This is a genomic window from Streptomyces sp. NRRL B-24572 (assembly GCF_002156145.1).
In the GTDB taxonomy this organism is placed as follows: Bacteria; Actinomycetota; Actinomycetes; order Streptomycetales; family Streptomycetaceae; genus Streptomyces; species Streptomyces vietnamensis.
In genome coordinates, this window is sequence record NZ_MWIG01001171.1 from 200 (window position 1) to 931 (window position 732).

1 pseudogene is annotated in these 732 nt (G+C 68.0%); it reads left to right on the top strand.

The features are described from left to right. Positions 1-669: pseudogene (locus CCN56_RS45680) on the top strand (RHS repeat-associated core domain-containing protein); the annotation flags it as partial. Between the last annotated feature and the right edge of the window lie 63 nt (positions 670-732).

The following is a 732-nucleotide window of genomic DNA, read 5'->3' on the forward strand; positions in this document are numbered from 1 at the left end:
CCGGGCACATCGCCTGGCACAGCCGCAGCACCGTCTGGGGCGTCACCGTGTGGAACCGCGACGCCTCCGCGTACACACCCGCTGCGCTTCCCCGGCCGGTACTACGCCCCGGAGACCGGACTCCACCACAACTACTTCCGCCACTACGCCCCCGAGACGGCGCGCTACCTCACGCTCGACCCGCTCGGAACCGGCTCCCGGCCCCAACCCGTTCGCCTACGTCGACACCCCCTTCACCCTCCAGGACCCGCTCGGCCTGAAGCCGTGCGACGAGACCGACCCCACCTGGGGCGGCCGCGTCCGGTTCAGCACCGGTCCCGGCGAACGTCGTCGGCTACCAGAAGCACAAGGGCCGGAACAAGACCCACCTGCTCGGTGCCCAGATCGGCGGCTCCAACAAGGGCACCCGCAACTTCGTCGCCATGCACCGCAACGCCAACAGCCCGGTCATGAAGGCGATCGAGGACCAGATCCGGCACGCCGTGGACAAGAACAACGAGACGATCGACTACACGGCGACCCCGATCCACCGGACCAACGACCCGACCGACCTGGTCCCGATCGGCCTGACGATCCACGCCACCGGAAACAAGGGGTTCCAGTTCACCCCCTACGAAGGCGCGTCCCCGACCAAACCACATCACTGTCCTGAACGTCCCCAAGCCCTGAACCCCCTCCCGAAGACCCCTTGATGCACCCTGACGTGGAACGGCTCACCCGCATCGTCCCGCC